This window comes from Paraburkholderia sp. BCC1886 (assembly GCF_900996245.1).
Taxonomy (GTDB): domain Bacteria; phylum Pseudomonadota; class Gammaproteobacteria; order Burkholderiales; family Burkholderiaceae; genus Paraburkholderia.
In genome coordinates this window covers 167,775-190,918 of the sequence record NZ_CAAJGK010000036.1, presented here as the reverse complement: position 1 = coordinate 190,918, position 23,144 = coordinate 167,775, and the positions used below count along the sequence as shown (strand labels likewise).

Genomic DNA, 23,144 nt, shown 5'->3' with positions numbered 1-23,144 from the left:
GCACATGCGTTCGCATGTGGCGCGCCAGCGTCCCGCACCACTCCGTCGTCCCGCATGACCTCTAACTCCATTGTTCCGAACCGCATGACCCTCGCTTCGCATTCGTGCGTCGTGCCACGGCCGCTTTCGTGCATCGCGCCACCGTGCATCGCGCCACCGCAGTCGTCAATGCGGTCGCCACGACGGTTGCCACGGCGGTTACCACGGCGGTTACCAGGATGACCCGCGCCTGGCTGATCGGCGCCGGCCCCGGCGACGTCGAACTGATGACGCTCAAGGCCACCCGCGCGCTGGCCGAGGCCGACGTGGTGCTGGTCGACGATCTGGTGAACCCCGACGTGCTGCAATTCGCGCGTGCCGATGCGCACGTCGTGTACGTGGGCAAACGCGGCGGTCATCCGTCCACGCCGCAGGCCGGCATCGTCGCGCAGATGCTCGAGCATCTGCACGCGGGACGTAGCGTAGCCCGGCTCAAAGGCGGCGATCCGTTCGTGTTCGGCCGCGGCGGTGAAGAGCAGCAGGCGCTGCAGGCGGCCGGTATCGACGTGACGGTGATCAACGGTATTACGGCGGGCATCGCCGCGCCTGCGGCGATCGGCATTCCGGTCACCCATCGCGATCACGCGCAGGGCGTGGTCTTCGTCACCGGACACGGCGCCGGGAGCGGCGAGCCGGATTGGACCGCGCTCGTCGCCACGCGCATGACGCTGGTGATCTATATGGGCATGCGGCGCTTGCAGGAGATCGTCGGTGCGCTGCTCGCGGCCGGACTCGACCCGGCTACCCCGTGCGCGGCCATCGAATCGGCGACGCGGCCGGCGCAACGCCACGCGCTCGCGCGCCTCGACGAATTCGCCGGGACGGTCGGCAAGGCCGGGCTCGGCTCACCGGCCATCGTGGTGATCGGCGGCGTGGCGTCGCTGGCCGTCCCTGCTGCTTCGAGCACGTCCACGACCGGTCTGTCCACCGCACACAGCACGGCGAAAACACTGAGTGTCGGCATCGGCTGCCGGTCGCATACTTCGGCCGCGCAGATCGAAGCAGCGGTGCGCGTCGCGCTCGGCACGCATGGCTTCGACGACATCGCCACCATCGCGTCCATCGACCACAAGGCCGACGAAGCGGGCCTGCTCGAATTCTGCAGTCGGCATGCACTGCGGTTGCGGCTCTTCAGCCGTGCAGAGATCGACACCGTTACCGCGCAGGTAGCGACAGAGCCGGCTCCGGGCGCAACGTCGGCCGTGCGGGCGCATCTCGGCGTGGACGGCGTATGCGAGCCGTGCGCGCTGCTCGGCGCGGCGCCCGAGTATGAAGCCGGTGATCGTACCGGCACCGCCAGGCTGATCGTGCGAAAAACGGTGCACGGCGGCGTCACGGTCGCGATTGCCACGAACAGCGCTCATTCCGGCTCGAACATCGCCTCGAACAATTCGAACATCGACAGGCAGGACCTTTCATGAAAACCGATCCCGAATCCCATCAACGCATGACCGAGCGCCGTCGCGAAGGCCACGAGAAAAAGCAGGCCGGCGCGACCGTCGAAAAAGGTCTGCTGATCGTCAACACCGGCACCGGCAAGGGCAAGACGACGGCGGCGTTCGGCATGGCCGTGCGCGTGCTCGGCCACGGCATGCGCCTCGGCGTCGTGCAGTTCATCAAGGGCGCGCTGCATACGTCGGAGCGAGACTTTCTCGGCGCCATCGCACAATGCGACTTCGTCACGATGGGCGACGGTTACACCTGGAACACGCAGAATCGCGACGCCGACATCGCCACCGCCCGCAAAGGCTGGGACGAAGCACGCCGGATGATCGAAAGCGGCGACTATCAGATGGTGATTCTCGACGAGCTGAATACCGTGCTGAAGTACGAATACCTGCCGCTCGACGAGGTGCTCGCCGTGCTGAATGCGCGCGCCGAAATGCTGCACGTGGTGGTGACCGGCCGTCATGCGCCGGACGCGTTGATCGAAGCCGCCGACCTGGTCACCGAAATGCGCATCGTCAAGCATCCGTACCGCGAGCAGGGCGTGAAGGCGCAACGCGGCGTGGAGTTCTGACGCGTGACCGACCGGGCGACTGACAACGTGACTGGCCGCACAACCGACAGCACGAGCGGTTCCGCCCGGCTCGCGTGCCCCGCGCTTTTCATCAGCGCGCCGGCGTCGGGTCAGGGCAAGACCACGATCACCGCCGGCCTCGCGCGCTACCACCGGCGCCTCGGTCGACGCGTGCGCGTATTCAAGACGGGCCCGGACTTCCTCGACCCGATGATCCTGGCCCGCGCGAGCGGCGCGCCGGTGCTCTCGCTCGACCTGTGGATGGTCGGTGAAACCGGCTGCCGCGAACTGCTCGCCGCTGCCGCCGCCGAGGCGGATCTGATCCTGATAGAAGGGGTGATGGGCCTGTTCGACGGCACGCCGAGCAGCGCCGACCTCGCCACGGCATTCGGCGTGCCGGTGCTCGCGGTGATCTCGGCCAAAGCGATGGCGCAAACCTTCGGCGCGGTCGCGTTCGGCCTCGCGCAATTCCGCCCGCAGGTGCCGTTTTACGGCGTGCTCGCCAATCGCGTCGGCTCGGTGCGTCACGCGCAGATGCTGCAGGAAGCGTTGCCGTCCGGCTTGCGCTGGTGCGGCCACGTCGGCAGCGACGCCGCGATCGAGTTGCCCGATCGTCACCTCGGTCTGCATCAGGCCGACGAGATCGACGATCTCGAAACGCGGATAGACCGCGCCGCCGACGCGCTCGCACACACGGCGCTCGCGCAGCTGCCGCCGCCGGTGTTTTTCGAGGCGCCTGCAGGGGCGTCTGCAAGGGCGTCTGCAGGGGGGGCTGCAGGGGCGCTCGCAAGGGCGTCTGCATGGGGGGCTGCAGGGGCGCCCGCAAGGGCGTCTGCATGGGGGGCTGCAGGGGCGCCCGCAACGGCGTCTGCAGCGGCGCCCACGAAGGCTCCCGCGGCAGCTCCCGCGTCGCGCGCACTGCCGCGCCTGCTCGACGGCAAGCGCATCGCGATGGCGCGCGACGCGGCGTTCTCGTTCATCTACCCGGCCAACGTCGCGTTGCTCGAAGCGCTCGGCGCGCAGCTCGCGTGGTTCTCGCCGCTCGCCGACGAAGCCGTACCGCCGGAAGCCGACGCGCTCTATCTGCCCGGCGGCTACCCGGAGTTGCATGCCGCCACGCTGGCCGCCAATACCCGCAGCGCGACCACCATCCGCGCGCACGTCGCGGCGGGCAAGCCGCTGGTCGCCGAGTGCGGCGGCATGCTGTACCTGCTGGACGAACTGACCGACACGCAAGGCGTCAGCACCCCGATGCTGGGCCTGCTACCCGGCCGGGCGACGATGCAAACGCGTTTCACCGCGCTCGGCATGCAGCAGCTGGACGGTTTGCACGGTCCGATGACCGGCCACACCTTTCACTATTCCAGGCTGAGCACGGCGCTCGCGCCGCTGCGCTCGGCCACCCGTGCACACGGCGACGCGCCAGGCGAGGCGATTTACCGCGCCGGCCCGATCGTCGCGACGTATATGCACGCCTACTGGCCTTCCAACCCGGCCTTCACGGCCGCCCTGTTCCATGGCGAAGCCTTTTAACGACGCCGATCGCGCCGCGGTCTATCGCGCGATCCACGAACGGCGCGACATGCGCCATTTCGTCCGCGAACCGGTCGATCCGGCGGTGCTGCAGCGGCTGCTCGAAGCGGCGCATCACGCGCCGAGCGTCGGCTTCATGCAGCCCTGGCGGATCGCCCGCGTGACCGATCCCGCGTTACGCGAAGCGCTGCACGAAAGCGTCGAAACCGAACGGCTCGCCACCGCCGACGCGCTCGGCGAACGGCGCGACGCCTTCATGAAGCTGAAGGTGGAAGGCATGCGGGAATGCGGCGAACTGCTGGTGATGGCGCTAATGGATGGTCGCGAGCGGCATATTTTCGGGCGCCGCACCTTGCCGGAGATGGATCTGGCGTCGGTCGCCTGCGCGATCCAGAACATGTGGCTCGCGGCGCGCGCGGAGGGTCTGGGACTCGGCTGGGTGTCGCTATTCGACGTCGACACGGTGCGCCAGCTGCTGCGGATGCCGGCAGGCGCGCGGCCCGTGGCGATTCTCTGTCTGGGGCACGTCGAGCAGTTCTATGTCGAGCCGATGCTCGAAACCGAGCGTTGGGCGAGCCGCCTGCCGCTCGCCGATTGCGTGTTCGAGAACTGCTGGCCGGATAGCGGAGACAAGCCGCGATAAGGCGTCGGCGTGGTTGGGGACGCGCGCAAACGCGCGCCGACGCTCACTCTTCGCCGTCGTCGGCGCGCGGGTCCGCGCGCCTGCCGGTCGGGTTATCGGCATGCTCGCCCGCGTGCCGACCGGCGCCGGGACGCGCCTCGTCGGCTTCCAGCCGCTCCAGCCGATAGCCATACCCGTAAATCGGCGTGAGCCGGTAGCCGCGCTCCGGACGCAAGCCGAGCTTGCTGCGCAGCATCGACATATGGGTGTCCATCGTGCGCGACGGAATGTCGACGGCCTGTTTCCAGATCACGTCGAGAATGTGCGCGCGCGACAGCGGACGGCTCAGATGCTGGAACAGCAGCAGCGCGAGATCGAATTCCTTCTGCGTCACGGCCACCACCACGCCGCGCGCCACCACGTGCTTCGCGCCCAGATCGAACTCGAATTCGCCGAACACTTCCTTGCCCGCGGCCGGTTTCAGGTGGTAGGCGCGGCGCAGCAACGACGTGACCCGCGCCAGCAGCAGCGCGGAGGAAACGGGCTTGACGACGTAGTCGTCCGCGCCCGTATTGAGAATGGACGCCAGATCGGCCTCCGTGCCGGGCCGGGTCATGAACAGTACCGGCAGTTGCCCGGAAGCGCTTTGCCGAACCCACAACAGAACCTCTTCGCCCGACATATCGCGCACATCCCAGTCGAGCACGAGTAAATCGAAAGTCTGGCGGCGCAGTTGCCGCACCAGTTCGCGGCCCGTATCGAAAACGTGACAGACATGGCCGGCCGCCGACAGCGTCTCACACACCAGTTCGGCTCGCGCCGAGTCATCATCGAGGACAGCAATTCTCATAAACCCCCGCAACGCGACTTCTTCTTCACTTTTTAGTCACTCCGACCGACCTGCCCATGCTTGCGTCTCTGCCAGCGCCTCTGCCAGCGCCGTTACGTTATTAACGGTCATTTACCCGGCGCCTGAAGGCACTTCGCCGCGTCTCCTCTAAAACCCGTACGCATTCCGTCCCCCGTATTTGGCGTAAATCGGTGTTCGGCATAATGCGGAAGCGAAACATCATAATCGAAAACACGCATGACTTTTCACAGAAAATCATTTCTGGCCATTTCCAGCCACATTCACCCAGGCGCCCTCGTCCGGATATTCATTTTGAATATTCGCCCCTCTCCGGCCTTATACCGTCGGCACCACCTGCGTAACTGCGGGATTTAACAATTGGCTTCCCGGACTCGAAAAGTCTATAAGAAAATCGCTTGGCAATTGTTAAATGTTAATTCGGAAACGGACGTCCCGGTTGGCTGCGGATCGGTAGTCGTTACGCTTGAAACGATCCCGCCAAAAAAATGCGACGCCGCCTCTTTCGAGGCGACGCCGCCTAACACACCACACGCTCGCGGGGGTCATACCGCACGAGTGGGAGAAAAATATCCGGTTTGAAAATCCGGCTCAAGATGAAAGAACTTCACTTGTAACCGAGCGGTCGGCATTTTTTACTATGCCGTTGGCGGTTAAGTGCTTGCTGATGACGTCCAGCAACAGTTTAAAAGTCGCGTAGTGAGAACTTCCCGGCGCCTCGCATTTACATTCGTTACATTCAAAAACCCGGCTGACACAAACGTAATCTCTTCATAAGCGACATTCAGCCTGCCGCAAGCCGGTTTCAATAGCGTATTGCGGCAAATACGCGAGTCACGTTGCAACGTTTAACAGTTTTTATTGCAGAAACAATGCCGGTCCCGACGCCTGCTCTCGTGAATTGAATTCCACCACCCGACCAGTGCCATTGCGAATACAAATCGCAATGTCCGGGGCTTGATCCGCAATCTGCTGCTTCACATAGGCATCGACGTCGTTGAGCCGGGATTGGGCGGCACTGTCCAGATAGATTCCGCCGATCTGCCGCGTCGTGCAGTCGCTCGCCACGGGCGCATCCGTGGCGTCGTTCCAGGACGTCGTCGCTGCATACAGGCGCATCATTTCGGCAGTCGAGTCCGTCACGTTGCGCCCGAACGTTTGCAAAGAAGCCTTTCGATACGGGTACGCGTCGGTGTTCGCGGGCGTCGGAAACTTCATGAAGACGATGTCGCCGGGGCCCACGCGCAGAACCGGGTCGGTATCGTGCGGCACCCCGTTCGCGTCCAGCCAGCTGTCGGCGCTGGCTGCGGAAAAGTACGTCGGGATAGCGGTGTTGCACGCGACCGGCTGGTTCGAACAATGGTCGGTGGCGTACTGCAGGCTATCGGGCTTCCACGCGTTGATAAAGTCGGCATGCGCGGTGTACAGGCTGCCCCACGTCGGCGTCAGCACGCCGTTTTTCATCACCGGGTCCATCGAGAGTTGCGCGTCGGACAGGTCGCCGTCGTTGCCCAGGCTGTACTGGATATTCATGTCCAGCTGCTGGATTTGCACGGGATACGCGGCGGGACAGGTTCCGTCGGGGTTGTGATACGCCATGTTCTGCACGCCTTGCGAGAAGTCCGGCCGGATATGCGTGCCGTCCCAGCAGTCCGGAAAAGTCAGGACGATGTCCAGTTGCGCCCGCCCGTCGACCACCGGGCAACTCGTCGGCGCTTCGGCGGTATAGCCGACATTCGCGCAGAAATAAGCCGCGTGAAGATTCGGCGACATGTCGCGGTGGCTGCCCGCCAGCATCTCCAGACCTTGCGGAATCGCGCTGACCGGCGGCTCGACATTCTTGCGGTAGTAGGTCTTCTGGAAGTCGGGCAGCACGATGCCGGACTTGCGCTTCAATTGCGGCACCCAGTAAGCCGACATATCGGCCTGGACGTTACAGGTGGTGATCTTCCTGGCATTCAGCGTGGCGAGTTCGCTGAATGCATCGGTCGAGGTATTGCCGAAGAAATCGTGTTGCATGGCGAATCCCGGCAATCCATAACGGACGATCGAATCGTCGGGCAGCGTGTGTGAATACGTGCATTGCACATTGAATTGTCCGGCTTGAACGGGATTCATCACCGAACTGAGAACGAGGATGAGCAGCGACAGAATCCGCACGATTTCGGCATTTTTTATCATGATAATCTCCGCCATTTTAATTCCAGCACGCGATACGGGAATCGAATGAAAGGGCAACCCGATCAGGCGGAATTCATGGGTCAGTCGATTATTTACCCGACTCGATTTTCCCGTTCACCTCGCCCGATAAATTATTTTATTTTTAGTATCGGGCGACTGGCCATGGATCAGATCGCCTTTCATGCGCACGGAGAATGGCCGTTCAAAACCCCGCGCTAACGGCCGCTTTCGATGGCCGGCATCGGCGCGAACAGCGCGGCGAGATCGTCGTCCGAAAACCGGGCGGCGCCCGCGGCGTCTTCGGACAGGATACTGTCGGCTAGTCCCGCCTTCTGCTCCTGTAATTCGACGATCTTTTCCTCGATGCTGCCCGCCGCGATCAGCTTGTAGACGAACACCGGCTTGTCCTGCCCGAGCCGATGCGCGCGGTCGGTGGCCTGATTTTCGGCGGCGGGGTTCCACCATGGGTCGTAGTGGATCACCGTGTCGGCGGCGGTCAGATTCAGCCCGACGCCGCCCGCTTTCAGACTGATCAGAAAAAGCGGCACCTCGCCACGCTGGAAACGCTCGACCGGCGTGACCCGGTCCGCCGTATCGCCGGTCAGCAGCACGTAGGGAATCGCGGCTTCTTCAAGCGCTCCGGCAATCAGCGCCAGCATGCCGGTGAACTGCGAGAACAGCAGCACGCGGCGGCCCTCGTCGATCAGTTCCGGCAGCATCGACAGCAGCAGATCGAGCTTGGCCGAACCCGGACCCGGAGCCGTCCCATCGGCCTTCAAAGCTTTAGCAGCCTTATCGGCCTTGCCAGCCTTCGCCGGGGGCCGGGCCGCCGGCACCGTTTCCGGCTCATCCGCCGCCTGGTCCGGTCGGTGAATCTTCTTGACCAGCCGCGGATCGCAACACACCTGGCGCAGTTTCAGCAGCGCATCGAGCACGATGATGTGACTGCGCGCGAGGCCTTGCGCGGTAATCGCGGCGCGCACCTTCTCCTGCATGGCCGTGCGCACGGTTTCGTAGAGATCGCGCTGCGCGCCTTCCAGTTCGACCGAACACACGATCGTGGTCTTGGGCGGCAGTTCCTTGGCGACCTCGTCCTTGCGACGGCGCAGCATGAACGGCCGGATGCGCCGCGCAAGCAGGCTGCGGCGCACGTCGTCGCCGTTCTTTTCGATCGGATTGCGCCAGCGTCTGGTGAAGTCTTTCTGCGTCCCCAGAAAACCCGGCAACAGAAAGTCGAACTGCGACCACAGCTCGCCGAGGTGATTCTCCAGCGGCGTGCCGGTCAGACACAGCCGATGCCGCGCGCGCAGACCGCGAATCGCCTGCGCGGCCTTGGTGGTCGCATTCTTGACATATTGGGCTTCGTCGAGAATCAGCAGGTGATAGTCGTGCTCGGCGAGCACCTTCTGATCGCGCCACAACAGCGCGTAGGTGGTGAGCACCAGTTCGTGCGCGCCGATCTGCTCGAAGCGCTCCTTGCGTTGCGGACCGTCCAGCACCAGCACCTTCAGATCGGGGGCGAAGCGCCGGGCTTCCTCGCGCCAGTTGTGCACCAGCGTGGTCGGCACGACGATCAGCGCGGGCCGGGTCAGGCGTCCGGCTTCTTTCTCCGCGAGGATGTGCGCGAGCGTCTGCACGGTCTTGCCCAGCCCCATGTCGTCGGCGAGCACGCCGGCCAGACCGTGTTCGCGCAGGAACTGCATCCAGTCGAGCCCCTGCTGCTGATAAACCCGCAACTGCGCGTGCAGCCCGCGCGGCACCGGCACTTCGCGCAGCCCGGGCCCGGCTTGCAAACGTCGCGCCATCTGCCGGATCGCGTCCTCGCCCCGGAATTGCCAGCGTCCGGTGTCGTCGAGTGCGGCGAGCCGGCCCGCATCCGTCGACGGCACGCGTAATAGCGCGCCGTCGGCGAGCGTGCCGCCGAGCGCGTCGAACAGGTCGACCAGCACCCGCACCACCGGTTTCAGCCGATCCGCGCGCAGCCGCAGACGCTTGTTCTCCTCGGTCTTGAGCTCGATCGGCTCGCTGTCGGCGATGCTTTCCAGCGCGCCGCCCAGCCAGCGCCTGTCGCGCCGGAACAGATCGGCCAGCAGCGGTTCGAGCCGCACCTTGCGCTCGCCGATGCGGATGCCCATCTCCAGATCGAACCAGCCGTCGCCGGCCTGATAGGCGGCGCCTTCGATCGCGTCGATTTCGATCACGTTGTAGCGAAACTCCGCGGCCATCGTCACACGCCAGCCTTGTGCGACGAGCGCCGGCAGCGCGTCGTTGACGAACGCGGACCACGCCTCGGCGTCGCCGTCGGGCAAGCCCAGCATCGTGCCGGGCGGCAGCCTCGACATGTAGAGGCGGCTGGTCGGGACTTTCTGCAGACCGGCCTTGCGCAGTTCCAGCAGGCGCTTTTTCTCGGTGTCGTAACGACGCCGGATATGGATGACGTCGCCGCCCGGCATCGGCACCAGCGTCACGCTGCTATCCACGTTAATGCTGACGCCGTCGTAGTCGAAACTCACGGCGGCGAGTTCGAGCGCCTCGGTCTTGCGCTGCACGCCACGTCCCGCCGACGGCAACGGATAGCTGTTCAGGACCAGCACCGGCACTGGCTCCATATCGATCACGCGAATCACCGCGCTGTCGTGCGAAGGCGGCGGCGGCAAGCCGGGCGCGATTTCGCGCAACACAGAGGCGACCAGCGGCGCTTCGGCCAAAGAAATGGGCGGCATCGCGAGATAGTCGGGCAACTGCTGGAACGGCAACGACGTGGCGACCACGCCGGCCTCGTTGGCTTCGCCGTCCACGTACCAGATAGGCTCGGTGGGCAACACCATGCTGGCGCGCGGGTCGGTGCGCAGCACCGGCCGCAGGCGCTGGTCGGCGAGCGGCTCCCACTCGATCCGGCCGGGCCGCTCGGCGGCGAGCGCGAGTGGCGTCGGCGCCGTTTTGCCTGATGCAGGCTTGAACTCGAAGAACAGCCGGCCGGTGACGATCAGCTTCTGCAGTATTTCCGCGCCGCTCGAGCCGCGCAGGATGAAGCGGTCGAAATCGTCGCGCGAGCGGCCGAGCCACAAGCCGCGCAGGATCGACAGGTCTTCGTCGGACACGAAGCGCGGTTGCTTGAGCAGCGCCCCTTCGACATTGCCCCACGGTTCGCCGATCTGGCTGATCGTGCCGTCGGCGCGGCAGGTCGCCCGGTAGAGCGAGACTTCGTGGCGCAACTGGAAACGCGACCAGTTCAGCAGATAAGCGAGCGTCTGGGTGCGCACGGCGCCGTCTTTCTGTGCGCGCGTTTCGGCCGCTTCGGCGCTGGCGCGAAATCGTTCGAGCCAGCTGACCAGTTCGGGGCGCACGCCGGCGGCGGGCGTCTGCTGACGGAAGGCGCCGACGCCACCGTCGCTACCGTTGCTGCCATTGCTCTGCTCGCTATCGTCGTGGCGACCAAGCTGCGCGGAATCGTCGCCCGACTCGGCGTGGATGATGTGATCCATCTCGTCGTGATACGCAAGCTCGGCGAACAGGAGCGCGGCCACGTGCTTGCAGTTGTAGCCCACAGGGCAACTGCAACTGCCCTGCGCCCACGGCGAACCGCCGTCCGTGCGAAAGCGGACGAGAGTTTGGTACGGCTGCCTCTCGCTGCCCTGCACGTCGCCCGTCAGCGTGTCGCCTCGCCATGTCACGCCGGTCACCGGACCCACCGAGCGCGACTTGGCCACGGTGTGCTCACCGAGCCATTGCGTGATGCGTTCGCGGTCGAATAAAACTGGTGACATCGAGTTAATCCGGTTCAGGGCGGCGAGGCGCGCGCGATTCGACAGTGACACCGGTCGACGATGGTCAATTGCCGGCGCTGCTGGAAACCGGCCATTTTACGCGGAGCGCGCCTTTGGGCGCAGCGGACGCTTAAATTCCGGGCGGCTTTCCCGCCGACCGCTCAGGGCGCGGGCGGCGTGCCGATCAGCACCTCGACCTGCGCCGCCGCGAGCGCCTCGGCGAGCGCGGGCGCGGGCGCTTCGTCGGTGACCAGCAGATCGACCGCTTCCGGGCCGAATGCGTGGACTAGCGCGCTATGACCGAATTTCGCGCTATCCGCCGCGACCACGCGGCGTTCCGCCTGCGCGAAAGCCGCCAGCGAAAACGCCGCGTCGGCCGGCAGGGCATCCATGAAACGGCCTTGCAGATCGATCGCGGTGACCGACGCAATCGCATAACGCACGTGGAACTGGCGCAGAAACGCCAGCACGCTGTCGCCGAACGCGGCGCCGTCGTCGGCCCGCACCTCGCCGCCGGCCACGAACACGCGGTTGCCGTTACGCGGCGCGAGCACGCGGGCGACTTCGATGGAATGGGTCACGACCGTGAGCCGCGAGCGCACGCCCAACGCTTCGGCGATATGCAGACAGGTGCTGCCGCCTTCGAGAATCAGCGAATCGCCGTCTTCGACGAGTTCGGCGAGCCGCACGCCGATCGCCTGCTTGGCCGCGCGGCTCGCCAGCATGCGGCGCTGGAACGGCGGCTCGTCGAGACGCTCGGGCAGCATGATGCCGCCGTGCACCTTGACGAGCAGACCGTCGGCGATCAACGGCTTGATGTTGCGGCGGATGGTCTCGTCGGAGACGCCGAACCGTTCCGCCAGTCCGACAATGGTGCAGGTGCGCTCGGCGCGCAGCAGGCGCAGGATTTCGGCTTGGCGTTGGGGCGAGAACATAAAAAGGACGGTTTTGGCGCAGCGGAGTGGATGAAAGACGGGCAATTCTAGCAAAAACACGCTTCACAGGGCTTGATTCCCACACAGTGCCAACTAAAACCACACACCGCGCGGCTTGACTCAGGTTGAACGACATTGCGTCGAGCCGCTTTTTCCGGCAAGCTACGCGCACCTTGTCCACGCAATACCACACATGTCCACACCAATTCCCACACACGCGCGTGTCGTCATCGTCGGCGGCGGCATCATCGGCTGCTCCGTCGCCTATCACCTGACGCGGCTTGGCTGGACCGACGTGGTGCTGCTCGAACAGGGTCAGTTGTCGTGCGGCACCACCTGGCACGCTGCGGGTCTCGTCGGCCAGTTACGCGCGCAGGAAAGCATGACCAAGCTGATCCGCTACTCCACCGCGCTGTATGCGGAACTCGAGGCGGATACCGGCCTCGCCACCGGCTGGAAGCAATGCGGCTCGTTATCGGTCGCCCGCACCGCGGAGCGGATGACGCAACTCAAGCGCACCGCCGCCGTGGCGCGCGCATACGGCGTGGCCTGCGACGTGATCGGCCCGCGTGAAGCGGGTGACCTGTGGCCGGTCATGCGCACCGACGACCTGCTCGGCGCGGTCTGGTTGCCCGGCGACGGCAAGGCCAATCCCACCGACCTGACCCAGGCGCTCGCGCGCGGCGCCCGCCAGCGCGGCGCGCGTATCGTCGAAAACACCCGCGTCACGGCCATCCACACCCGCACCGCCAGCGACGGCGCGGCGCGCGGCGCGCGCGAAGTCAGCGGCCTGTCGTGGCGCAACAAGAACGGCGACGAGGGCACGCTGCATGCCGAGATCGTCGTCAATTGCGCCGGTCAGTGGGCCAAGGCGGTCGGCCGTCTGTGCGACGTGACCGTGCCGCTTCACTCGGCCGAGCACTACTACATCGTCACCGAACCGATTGCCGGCGTGCATCCCGACCTGCCGGTCATGCGCGATCCGGACGGCTTCATCTACTTCAAGGAAGAAGTGGGCGGACTCGTGATGGGCGGTTTCGAGCCCAACGCGAAGCCGTGGGGCATGAATGGCATTCCCGAGAATTTCGAGTTCCAGCTTTTGCCCGACGATTGGGATCAGTTCGAAATCCTGATGGAAAACGCGCTGCAGCGCGTGCCCGCGCTCGAGACCGCGCAGGTCCGCCAGTTCTACAACGGGCCCGAGTCGTTCACGCCGGATAACAACTTCATGCTCGGCGAAGCGCCGGAGTTGCGGCGCTTTTTCGTCGGTGCGGGGTTCAACTCGATGGGCATCGCGTCGGCGGGCGGCGCGGGCATGGCGCTCGCCGAATGGATCGTCGCGGGCGAGCCGACCATGGACCTGTGGCCGGTCGACATCCGCCGGTTTGCGCGCTTCAACGGCAACGACACCTGGCTGCACGATCGCGTGAAGGAAACGCTCGGCCTGCATTACGCGATGCCCTGGCCGAATCGCGAACTGGACAGCGCGCGGCCGTTCCGGCGCTCGCCGCTGTACGCGCTGCTGCGTGAAGACGGCGCGTGCTTCGGCAGCAAGATGGGCTGGGAACGCGCCAACTTTTTTGCGCCCACGCCGCAACAGGCGACGATCGAGTACGCGTTCGGCCAGCAGAACTGGCTGCCGTGGAGCGCCGCCGAACATCGCGCCTGCCGCGAGGGCGTGGCGCTCTTCGATATGACGTCGTTCTCCAAATTCCTCGTGAAGGGACGCGATGCGGAGCGCGTGCTGCAAGGCATCGTCGCCAACGACGTGGCCGTGCCGGTCGGCACCGCCGTCTACACCGGCATGCTCAACGAGGCCGGCAAGTACGAATCCGATTTCACGCTGACGCGCGTGGCCGACGATCAATACCTGCTGGTTACCGGCACCGCGCAGACCACGCGCGACTTCGACATGCTCGACAAGGCGATTCCGCCCGACAGCCATTGCACGCTGGTCGACGTCACCGGCCAGTACGCGGTGCTCGCCGTGATGGGTCCGCGCTCGCGCGAGTTGCTGCAAACCGTGTCGAAAGCGGACTGGAGCCAGGCCGCCTTCCCGTTCGGCCAGAGTCGCGAGGTCGATCTCGGCTACGCGACCGTGCGCGCCACCCGGCTCACCTATGTCGGTGAGCTCGGCTGGGAACTGTACGTGCCGGTGGAATTCGCCGTGAGTGTGTACGAGACGCTGCACGCCGCAGGTCGCGCGTTCGGACTCGTCAACGCGGGCTATTACGCGATCGACTCGTTGCGGATCGAGAAAGGCTACCGCGCGTGGGGTCGCGAACTGACGCCGGATACGCATCCGTTCGAGGCGGGTTTGTCGTTCGCGTGCAAGCTCGACAAGGACATTCCGTTCCGTGGCCGCGCGGCGTTGCTGGCGCTGCGGGACGAACCGCTGCGCCGCCGCATGGCGGTGTTGAGCGCCGACGGCGCGGCCGATCGCATGCTGTGGGGCGGCGAAGCCATTTTGCGGGACGGTGTGCCGGTCGGATTCGTCAGTTCCGCGGCGTTCGGTCATACGCTGGGCTGTCCGGTGGCCATGGGCTATGTGAACAATCCCGATGGCGCAGCCGATGCGGCGTATCTCGGCAGCGGCCGGTACGAGATCGACGTGGCCGGCGACCTGCTGCCGGCGACGGTGCATCTGAAGGCCCCTTACGATCCGCGCTCGGAGCGGGTGAAAAGCTAGCGGCAGGCCGGCAGCGTCTGGTGAAATCGCGGAAATTTTCGATGAGCGTGGAATAAACCCGCGGGCCGATGTGTTTGCCGTTCGATAGCTGCATTCACCAGGCGCCGCTCATGACTTCGAACCCTGCATCGTCCGCTTCGTCCGCTCCGTCCGCTCCCCGGCTTTCGGAAGCCGACATTCAGGCCTATGCCGACGGCACGCTGGCGCCCGAGCGTGCCGCCTCTCTGCGGGACTATCTGACTCAGGACCCCGCCGAGGCACGCCGGGTGGCCTTCTACGGCAAGCTGAACGCGCGGATCCAGCAGGCGTTCCAGACCACCGGCGAATCCGCGGATAGACGCGCGCACGGCCGCGCGGACAGCGGCGCTCACGGTCTGCGCCACGTCGCGCGGCGTTGGCGACTTGCCGCGCGCCGCAACCGGCCGCTCGGCGTAGCCGCCTCGTGCGCACTGGTGCTGCTCGCGCTGACCGGCTGGCTTGCCGCGACTCAGGTGTCGGTGCAGGCGCTCGACAATGCCGCCGTCATGGCGCTGGCGGAAAATGCCGCCGCACCGTTTCCCGCCGCGACGCCGACTCGCGACGACGGCTTCGCGCCGAACCTGTCGGCGATCGGCTTACGGCTGGTCGAACAGCGCTCGCTGTCGCTCGGACCGTTCCAGCGCGCCAGCGAATTCATCTATCTGAACGCGGATAACCGCCCGGTGGTCGTGATATCGGCGTGGGCGCTACTGGCGCCGGCGCAGCCGCAGTGGGCCGCGCGGCGGATCGGCGAGATCCGGTTGCTGACCTGGCATGCGCGCTCGCAGCGCTTCGTCGTGGCCGGCGACGCGCGTACTCACGGCCTGATGCGCGCCGCCGACGCGATGACGCTGCAATGACCGGCGCTTCTGTTTATGGCGGGCGCCGCCGCGGATTAGAATGCCCGGCAGCCGCCGCAGCCACGTTGTCGGACTTCGACCGCGACGCCCTGCTCTCCACGAACGCCGCCCCACTGGAACCGAATCATGGATGTCCGTGACGAGTTGATGGAGCACGTGCCGCGTTTGCGACGCTACGCGCGTGCGTTGATCAACAATCGCGATCTCGCCGACGATCTGGTGCAGGACACGCTCGAACGCGCACTCGGCCGCACGGAGCTGTTTCAGCCGGGCACCGACCTGCGCGCGTGGCTTTTCACGATCATGCACAACGTGTTTGCCAATCAGGCGCGCAAGGCGTCGGCGCGCGCGGTACATGTCGAAGTCGACGACGAAAGCATCCACGAAAGCGAATTGGCCGTGCCGTCCGAGCAGACGCGGTCGCTGGAAATGCGTGACCTCGATTACGCGCTGCAACGTCTGCCGCTCGATCAGCGCGAAGTCGTGCTGCTGGTAGGTCTCGAAGAAATGAGTTATGCCGACGTCGCGCTCGCGCTGGAGATTCCGCTCGGCACGGTGATGTCCCGGCTCTCGCGCGGACGCGAGCGGCTGCGGGCGTTGATGGCGGGCACGCAGCCCAGCGCGAAACTAAAGGTGGTGCGATGAGCGACCAACGGCAACACACGCCGATCGGCGAAGAAGAACTGCACGCTTACGTCGACGGCACCCTGTCCGACGAACGGCGCGATGCGGTGGAGCGCGCGCTCGAACAGAACCCGGAACTCGCCGCGCGGGTCAGCGATTATTTTTCGTTGAACAGCCTGTTTCACGAGCGCTACGACCGTGTGTTGAACGAGCCGGTGCCCAGGCGCCTGCAGATGCCGGCGCCTGAAGTCGCGGCTGCGCCCGTGGCTCCGCGCCGCTGGTTCAGTGCCGCGAACTGGCCGCAATTCGCCGGGATGGCCGCGGCGCTGGTGTTGGGCGTCGGGATCGGCGTGGGGACGCATTGGGGGCAGGACGGCGGCGGACTATCGATGTCGGCGCTGTCCTCGCTGTCTCCGCGTTCGCCGGATACGCGCGCGGTCAGCGCCGACGGCCCGGAAGTTTTCGCGCGGCAGGCAGCGATTGCGCACGTGGTTTATATGCCGGCCATCGACCGTCCGGCCGATATGACCGCCGATCACGAACAGGATTTCGTGCAATGGCTCGCCAACCGGCTGGGCACCAACGTGCATCCGCCGATGCTGGCGAAGAGCGGCTTCAGCCTGTCGGGCGGCCGTCTACTGCCCGGCGCCGATGGCCCCACCGCCCAGTTCATGTATCGCGGACCGCACGGCGAGCGTGTGACGTTGTGCATCTCGCATCGGCAGGTGAGTTCGAACACCACCGCGTTCAAGCTGTATCAGGACGGGCCGGTGAACGTGTTTTACTGGGTCGATGGAGATTTTGGCTATGCGGTGTCGGGCGGCATCGATCGCGATCAGCTGCTGCAGTTGTCGCACGACGTGTATTCGCAACTGACGGGGGTGGCGCCGGGGTGAGTTTTTAAACCTTGCTGTGCGCAACCAACGTGGAATTCTACGAGCGCACCGGACGACATACGTAGTACTTCCAAGGCGCCCACACGCGAACGGGTTCGTCGGAGAGCCGCCCGAGAGTCGTGGTGAAAAGCTGCACACCCGTGACCGGCCTCTCTCCCAGCCGACGTCGCGAGCCTTGAATGGGCCGGCCAGAACGCCTGCAGTCATGCCTGCATACAAAAACTTATCGGCCTGAAAAAAAGTGAATAGCCGAGGTTTTTTGTCCCGGAAATACTGGCTTCCACTCAAGCCGATGCCGGTTCCCCTCCTTTGTGAATCGCTGCTGTGCTTGCCATCAAGCCGTCCTCTCCTCCGGAATTTCGATGAGCAATGTCACCCTGCAATCAGCCGATGCGTCTCTCGGCGTTTGCCGTAGCCGGCCTGCTTCCCAGCTACGCACCATCGCCGCCTGTTCGATCGGCAACGCGCTCGAAATGTATGACTTCACGGTCTACAGCTTCTTCGCAATGCTGATAGGCAAGCTGTTCTTCCCCGTCAGTAGCGCGTACGGCTCCTTGCTGCTGGCGGTCGGCACATTCGGTATCGGCTTCGTGATGCGGCCGCTCGGCGCGATGGTGATCGGCAGTTTCGCCGACCGGCGCGGCCGTAAGGCGGCCATGACGCTGACGATCTCGCTGATGGTGTGCGGCACGCTGTGCATCGCCTTTGCGCCGACCTACGCAACGGCAGGAACCCTGGGCACTCTCGCCATCGTATTCGGCCGCGTATTGCAGGGCTTTTCGCTCGGCGGAGAAATCGGCGCTTCCACCGCGATGTTGATGGAGTCCGGCAGTTTCGGCAGCCGTGGCTTCCGGATCGGCTGGCAGGGAGCGAGCCAGGGGTTCGCCGCCCTGCTGGGCGCGCTGAGCGGCGCCGTGCTGTATGCGAGCCTTTCGCAAGCGGCGCTCGAATCCTGGGGCTGGCGTCTGCCGTTTCTGCTGGGCTTGCTGATCGCGCCCGTCGGGCTGTATATCCGCGCTCATCTCGACGAAACGCTGGACACCGAGGCTACGGAGGCCCACCCGCTAGCGAGCGTGTTCACCGAGCATGGCAGCAAGATCGTGCGCGGCGTGCTGTCTATCGTCGCGGGAACGGTTGCCATGTACCTCGTCGTCTTCTTCATGCCGACCTACATGGTCCGCGTGCTGCACCTGCCCACTTCGCTCTCGCTGATGGCGGGCTGCGTGTCGGGCGCGACGATGCTGGTCATGTGCCTCGTATCCGGCTGGGTCGCTGATCGAACCGTGTCGCGCAAACCGCTCGCGATTGCATCTGTCGTGCTGACGACGCTGCTCATCTATCCCGCAATCTGGGCAATGAACATGTATCCCAGTGTCCCGCTGGCTCTGGTCCTGATCGCCCTCGTTACCGCTGCGAGCAGTTTCGGCAGCTCTCCCATGTTGCTGTTGCTGATGGAAATGTTTCCGGCCAGCGTTCGAGCGAGCGGACTTTCGGTCATCTACAGCATCGGCGTTGCGCTCTTCGGCGGCTCCGCCCAGTTCATCGTGACCTGGCTTCTCGCGAAGACCGGCAATCCCATGTCGCTGGCCCTGTACATGATCGCCTGCGGAATCGTCACGGTCTGTGCGATGTCCAGTCTGCCCGAGCCGCGCAAGCGCGCTTCATAGCAGGCGGCCGATATCCCGCTTCCGGGCCGTCGGCAGCCTTCCGAATAGTTATTCCGCTGACTGAATCAATTTCGCGCTCGAAAGAGACGCGAGGGAGCGGCTCGTCCGTTCACCAGCGCCTCGATCAAACATGCAAGTGGAGATCTGCAATGAAAAAGAAGTTGAGTGCGCTCGTCGCTTCGATTGGCACGCTGGCCTGCTCAGGAGCTTTCGCGGAAGTGTCGCCGGGCGCACCACCCGACGCAGCGGCTGCCGCCTACGCGACCACCTCGCAAATGCGGTCGATTTTCCAGTACTGGGGATCGGGCCTCGGGCCGCAAACGCTGGGCGTTGCTTCGGAACGAACTTTCGTCACGCTCTACGGCACCGTGGATATGGGCATCAACTATACGAAGGACGGTCCGTCCAGCATTACCCGGATGCAATCGGGCGGCGCATTGACCTCGAAGTTCGGCTTCTATGGCCAGGAGTATCTGGGTAATCAATGGACGGTGTTCTTCCGGCTGGAAAACGGCTTCCTGGGTAACACCGGCGCAGCCCAGGACTCGACATCGTTCTTCAATCGCGCGTCCTATGTCGGAATGCAGAACCCGATGTACGGGCAACTGACACTGGGTCGTCAATACACGTCCGGTGGCGCCGCAGCGCTCGGTGCGGATCCGTTCCTGGGGGTCGCGCACGAATCGGTTTATACCTACTTTCTGGGCACCTCGGATCTGGGGCTCGGTGCGAACAGCAGCGCACTGGGACGCCTGCCCAATACGTTGCGTTATATCTCGCCGCGGCTCGGACCGTTCGGCGTCGACCTGAGCTACTCGCTCAAAGGCGACCAGGCGATAGGTCCCGCCGTCAGTCAACGCTCCGCGATGGTGTCTTACGTCGACAAACGCGCCGTGCTATCGGTCGCCTTCGGGCAAAGCTGGTGCGACCCGTCGATCACGGGCAGTTGTGTCGGCGCCGCGACTACCGCGCCAGGCGAGCGCACGGACACCTATCTCGCCTCGCTGCTCTACGACATCGGACCTTTCATCGCCCAGGGCGCCTACATCCGATACGTGCCGCAGGCAGCGGATAGCGCTATCGCCAGTACCTACCTGCTCGGTCTGCAAAAGTGGTGGAAAGGCAATTTGCTGCGGGCTTCGGTCGCGTATCGCGAAACGACGAAATCGCAGGATTACGCCTACGGCTCGACCCTCGGCATCGATCACTTTCTGTCGAAGAGAACGTCCGTGTATGCACGGGTCGGCCTGATGCGCAATGGCCCTCACTCCAGCGTCACCTACAACTACGACAGCGGCTCACCGACGCCCGCAGCGGGACGCACGATATCGAGCGTCACGCTGGGTATCAACCATCAATTCTGATCCGGTGCGCGGGATCGTCCCGCGTCACCGCTTTTCGCTCCCTTCCACCTAGGAGACATCCGTGTCGATCGAACTGGTTCACGACTTTATCGAAAGCAGCAAAGACAAATACATCCAGCTGTCGGACGAAATCTGGCAATACGCGGAATTGGGCTATACCGAACAGAAGTCCGCTGCCGCGCATATCGCCTTTCTGAAAGCCGCGGGCTTTACCGTACGCGAGGGCGTGGCTGGCATTCCGACGGCGTTCGTCGCAGAAGCCGGCTCCGGCGGCCCGGTGATCGGCATCCTCGGCGAGTTCGATGCACTGTCCGGGCTGAGTCAGGAGAGCCTCGCGCTCAACTGCCGTCCCTCGACCGAAATCCCGAACGGTAACGGCCACGGCTGCGGCCACCACCTGCTTGGCACGAGCGCTCATCTGGCGGCGGTGGCAGTCAAGAATGCGCTGGAACGCAACGGCATTGAAGGCACGGTGCGGTTTTACGGCTGTCCCGCGGAAGAAGGCGGCTGGGGTAAAACGTTCATGACTCGTGCAGGCCTGTTCGACGATGTCTCAGCGGCAATCACCTGGCACCCCGGCGTGGCGAATACGATCATGAATATGGAGAGCCTCGCGGTTAAACAGGCTTACTTCCGCTTCAAGGGTGTGGCTGCGCACGCAGGCGCGTCGCCACATCTTGGGCGCAGTGCGCTCGACGCGCTCGAGCTGATGAACATCGGCACGAACTTTCTCCGTGAACACATGATCCCGGACGCGCGCGTGCATTACGCCATCACCGACGCCGGCGGCGTTGCGCCGAATGTCGTGCAACCGAACGCGGCAGCCCTCTACATGATCCGTGCACCGCGCAATCGCGATGCGAGCGAACTCTACGAACGGATCTGCAATATCGCGCGCGGTGCCGCGCTGATGACCGACTGCGAACTGGAAATCGAGGTCCACTCGGCGTGTTCCAACCTGCTGCGCAACACCACGCTAAACGAATTGATGCAGGCGAAACTCAAGCAGTTCGGCGCGCCGCAGTACAACAGCGAAGAGTTGCAGTTCGCCGAGTCGATGCACCGCACGACCCGCCCCGAGGAGATCGAGATGGCCGGCCGGATGCTGGCCTCGGCGTGGCGCCAGCCGAAGGCGCTGTTCGATGGAGTCGATGAACTTTACAACGACCGTCCGTCGAAAATGCACGGCTCGACCGACGTCGGCGATGTGAGCTGGGTCACGCCGACCGTGCAATGCATGACCGCATGTTTCGCTTTTGGTACGTCGCCGCATTCGTGGCAGTGGGTCTCGCAAGGCAAGAGTGCGCTGGCGCACAAGGGCATGACGCTGGCCGCGAAAACGATGGCCGCCACTGCGCTCGAGCTCTACACGAACCCACTGCTGCTCGCGGCAGCGCGCACCGAACTGATGGAGCGACTCGCCGAAGAGCCGTACGTGTGCCCGATTCCGGCAGACGTGCAACCGCCGATTCCCGGGCGCACCGCCTGATTTTGCCGGCCGGTCAAAACTTCACGCAATTTTTTATTGGCGTTCCAGGACATCAATCATGCGCATTTTCGTTGCGGCACTCGTCACCGAGACCAATACCTTTTCACCGTTTCCGACCTCCTACGAAGACTTCATTGTTCACGAGAAAGGATCCGCGTCCGAGGCGATGCTCGGTGTCGTTCCAAAAGTTTTCCGCAACCGGGCGGAAGCCGACGGACACACAGTAATCGAAAGTATCACGGCTTATGCCGAACCCTCCGGGCGTACGGTCAGAGCCGCCTACGAGCGGCTGCGGGACAGGATTGTCGGCGACCTGGAAGCGGCCGGCCCGGTCGACATGCTATTGCTGATGTTGCACGGCGCGATGGTCGCGCAAGGATATGACGATTGCGAAGGCGACATTCTCACGAAGCTTCGGGAGAAAGCCGGCGATGCGGTTATCGGCGTCGTGATCGATCCGCACTGCCATCTGACTAAAACGATGGTCGAGAAGTCCGATCTCATGATCATTGCCAAGGAGTATCCGCATATCGACTTCGCGGATCGGGCGCACGAAGTCTACGACCTCTGCCAGAAAGTCTCGAAAGGCGAAATCGCGTTGACAGGCGCATTGACGGATACGCGGATCGTCGGCTTCTACCCGACTTTCGATCCTCCGATGCGAAATATCGTCGATGAGTTGACGGAGGCAGAAAAGAGCCCGTCCATTCTGTCCGCCAGCATCGGACACGGTTTTCCGTGGGCCGATGTGGAGGACGTGGGGACCCGCGTGCTCGTCTATGCAAACGACGACGCACGGGAAGCCGCCAGAGTGGCCGCAAAGATCGCGGAGCGGCTCTACGAGGCGAGGGTCGACTTGCGTCCGGACTATCCGTCGATCGACGATTCGCTGGATCGCGCGAGCGCGATGAGTGGGCAAATCGTGCTGGGTGATTTCGCCGACAACCCGGGTTGCGGTGCATCGGGCGACAGTACGTTCTTCCTGAAGGCGATGCTCGAACGTAACGTGACCGACGCTGTGATCGGCGCGTTCTGGGACCCGTTGGTTGCGAAGGTTTGTGCATCGGCGGGAGTCGGCGCGACATTGAATATCCGGCTGGGCGGCAAATGCGGCCCGACTTCGGCGGACCCGCTCGATCTCGAAGTAGAGGTCATGGGCGTGGTGGACGATCACACCGGCGCCGCGTGGGGCGGCCGGATTCCGATGGGCTTGTCCGTGTGGTTGCGCACCGGTGGAATCGACATTGCGGTGTGTTCGATCCGTACACAGTTATTCGAACGCGATTCGCTGACAGGGTTGGGAATCGATCTCGATAGCAAGCGCATTATCGTCGTGAAGTCCAGTAATCACTACCAGACAGGGTTCCGGCCCGGCTCGGATGCGCTCTGGCATGTGAATTCGCCGGGCGCGCTGCCTTCCGATTTCTCTTCCCTTCCGTACACCAGACGCGATACGAATTACTATCCCCGATCCCAGAATCCATGGGCGGAAGATGGCATGCCTGCTCCCATTCTGTTCGGACGGAAGGCCGTGAAGGCGAACTAACCGTCGTGTCTTGCACCGGTCGTATT

At 64.3% G+C, this 23,144-nt stretch carries 16 protein-coding genes and 1 pseudogene; 13 read left to right on the top strand and 4 right to left on the bottom strand.

The annotated features are described in order from the left end of the window. Positions 1–218: 218 nt before the first annotated feature. The 5 genes and pseudogenes from cobA to bluB form a co-directional block, all read left to right on the top strand. A pseudogene (gene cobA, locus FQ746_RS35490) lies at positions 219–971 on the top strand (uroporphyrinogen-III C-methyltransferase); the annotation flags it as partial. Continuing rightward, positions 960–1,460: a cobalamin biosynthesis protein gene (locus FQ746_RS35485; RefSeq protein ID WP_409932374.1), complete on the top strand. Its 501-nt coding sequence runs from the start codon at positions 960–962 to the stop codon at positions 1,458–1,460. The pseudogene cobA and the gene FQ746_RS35485, both read left to right, overlap by 12 nt. Next, a complete protein-coding gene (gene cobO, locus FQ746_RS06430; RefSeq protein WP_144108093.1) occupies positions 1,457–2,059 on the top strand; it encodes a cob(I)yrinic acid a,c-diamide adenosyltransferase in 603 nt (200 codons plus the stop codon). The genes FQ746_RS35485 and cobO overlap by 4 nt, the downstream gene beginning before the upstream one ends. A 27-nt stretch (positions 2,060–2,086) precedes the next feature. Further along, a complete protein-coding gene (locus FQ746_RS06425; protein WP_144108092.1) occupies positions 2,087–3,592 on the top strand; it encodes a cobyrinate a,c-diamide synthase in 1,506 nt (501 codons plus the stop codon). Then, positions 3,576–4,235 (top strand): 5,6-dimethylbenzimidazole synthase, encoded by a 660-nt coding sequence (gene bluB / locus FQ746_RS06420; protein ID WP_144108091.1) that lies wholly within the window; start codon positions 3,576–3,578, stop codon positions 4,233–4,235. Before FQ746_RS06425 ends, bluB begins: the two co-directional genes overlap by 17 nt. 43 nt (positions 4,236–4,278) lie before the next feature. Here bluB and FQ746_RS06415 read toward each other — a convergent pair whose 3' ends face one another. The 4 genes from FQ746_RS06415 to FQ746_RS06400 all read right to left on the bottom strand — a co-directional run bounded on the left by FQ746_RS06415 (position 4,279) and on the right by FQ746_RS06400 (position 11,965). After that, positions 4,279–5,064, bottom strand: a complete 786-nt coding sequence (locus FQ746_RS06415; protein ID WP_144108090.1) for a response regulator transcription factor — start codon at positions 5,062–5,064, stop codon at positions 4,279–4,281. An 876-nt stretch (positions 5,065–5,940) separates the two neighbouring features. Next, complete coding sequence (locus FQ746_RS06410; RefSeq protein WP_260853912.1) at positions 5,941–7,263, bottom strand: DUF1996 domain-containing protein; 1,323 nt, start codon at positions 7,261–7,263, stop codon at positions 5,941–5,943. 215 nt (positions 7,264–7,478) lie between these two features. Next, positions 7,479–11,030: a DEAD/DEAH box helicase gene (locus FQ746_RS06405; protein WP_144108089.1), complete on the bottom strand. Its 3,552-nt coding sequence runs from the start codon at positions 11,028–11,030 to the stop codon at positions 7,479–7,481. 161 nt (positions 11,031–11,191) lie between these two features. Beyond that, a complete protein-coding gene (locus FQ746_RS06400) occupies positions 11,192–11,965 on the bottom strand; it encodes a DeoR/GlpR family DNA-binding transcription regulator (RefSeq protein ID WP_144108088.1) in 774 nt (257 codons plus the stop codon). Positions 11,966–12,158: 193 nt separating this feature from the next. On the opposite strand from FQ746_RS06400, the gene FQ746_RS06395 reads away from it, so the two are divergent. The 8 genes from FQ746_RS06395 to FQ746_RS06360 all read left to right on the top strand — a co-directional run bounded on the left by FQ746_RS06395 (position 12,159) and on the right by FQ746_RS06360 (position 23,118). Next, the gene (locus FQ746_RS06395; protein WP_144108087.1) at positions 12,159–14,654 is read left to right on the top strand and encodes an FAD-dependent oxidoreductase; all 2,496 of its coding nucleotides are present in this window, start codon (positions 12,159–12,161) and stop codon (positions 14,652–14,654) included. Positions 14,655–14,764: 110 nt separating this feature from the next. Next, on the top strand, positions 14,765–15,532 hold the full coding sequence (locus tag FQ746_RS06390; protein ID WP_144108086.1) for an anti-sigma factor family protein: 768 nt from the start codon (positions 14,765–14,767) through the stop codon (positions 15,530–15,532). 126 nt (positions 15,533–15,658) lie between these two features. After that, entirely contained in the window at positions 15,659–16,177 is a 519-nt protein-coding gene (locus tag FQ746_RS06385; RefSeq protein WP_144108085.1) for a sigma-70 family RNA polymerase sigma factor, read from the top strand. Beyond that, positions 16,174–17,052: an anti-sigma factor family protein gene (locus FQ746_RS06380; RefSeq protein WP_144108084.1), complete on the top strand. Its 879-nt coding sequence runs from the start codon at positions 16,174–16,176 to the stop codon at positions 17,050–17,052. Before FQ746_RS06385 ends, FQ746_RS06380 begins: the two co-directional genes overlap by 4 nt. Positions 17,053–17,414: 362 nt before the next feature. After that, complete coding sequence (locus tag FQ746_RS06375) at positions 17,415–18,719, top strand: MFS transporter (protein WP_144108083.1); 1,305 nt, start codon at positions 17,415–17,417, stop codon at positions 18,717–18,719. A 149-nt stretch (positions 18,720–18,868) separates the two neighbouring features. After that, positions 18,869–20,083: a porin gene (locus FQ746_RS06370; protein WP_144108082.1), complete on the top strand. Its 1,215-nt coding sequence runs from the start codon at positions 18,869–18,871 to the stop codon at positions 20,081–20,083. 61 nt (positions 20,084–20,144) lie between these two features. Beyond that, the gene (locus FQ746_RS06365; protein ID WP_144108081.1) at positions 20,145–21,572 is read left to right on the top strand and encodes a M20 family metallopeptidase; all 1,428 of its coding nucleotides are present in this window, start codon (positions 20,145–20,147) and stop codon (positions 21,570–21,572) included. Between the two features lie 58 nt (positions 21,573–21,630). Further along, complete coding sequence (locus FQ746_RS06360) at positions 21,631–23,118, top strand: M81 family metallopeptidase (RefSeq protein ID WP_144108080.1); 1,488 nt, start codon at positions 21,631–21,633, stop codon at positions 23,116–23,118. The last annotated feature ends 26 nt before the right edge of the window (positions 23,119–23,144 follow it).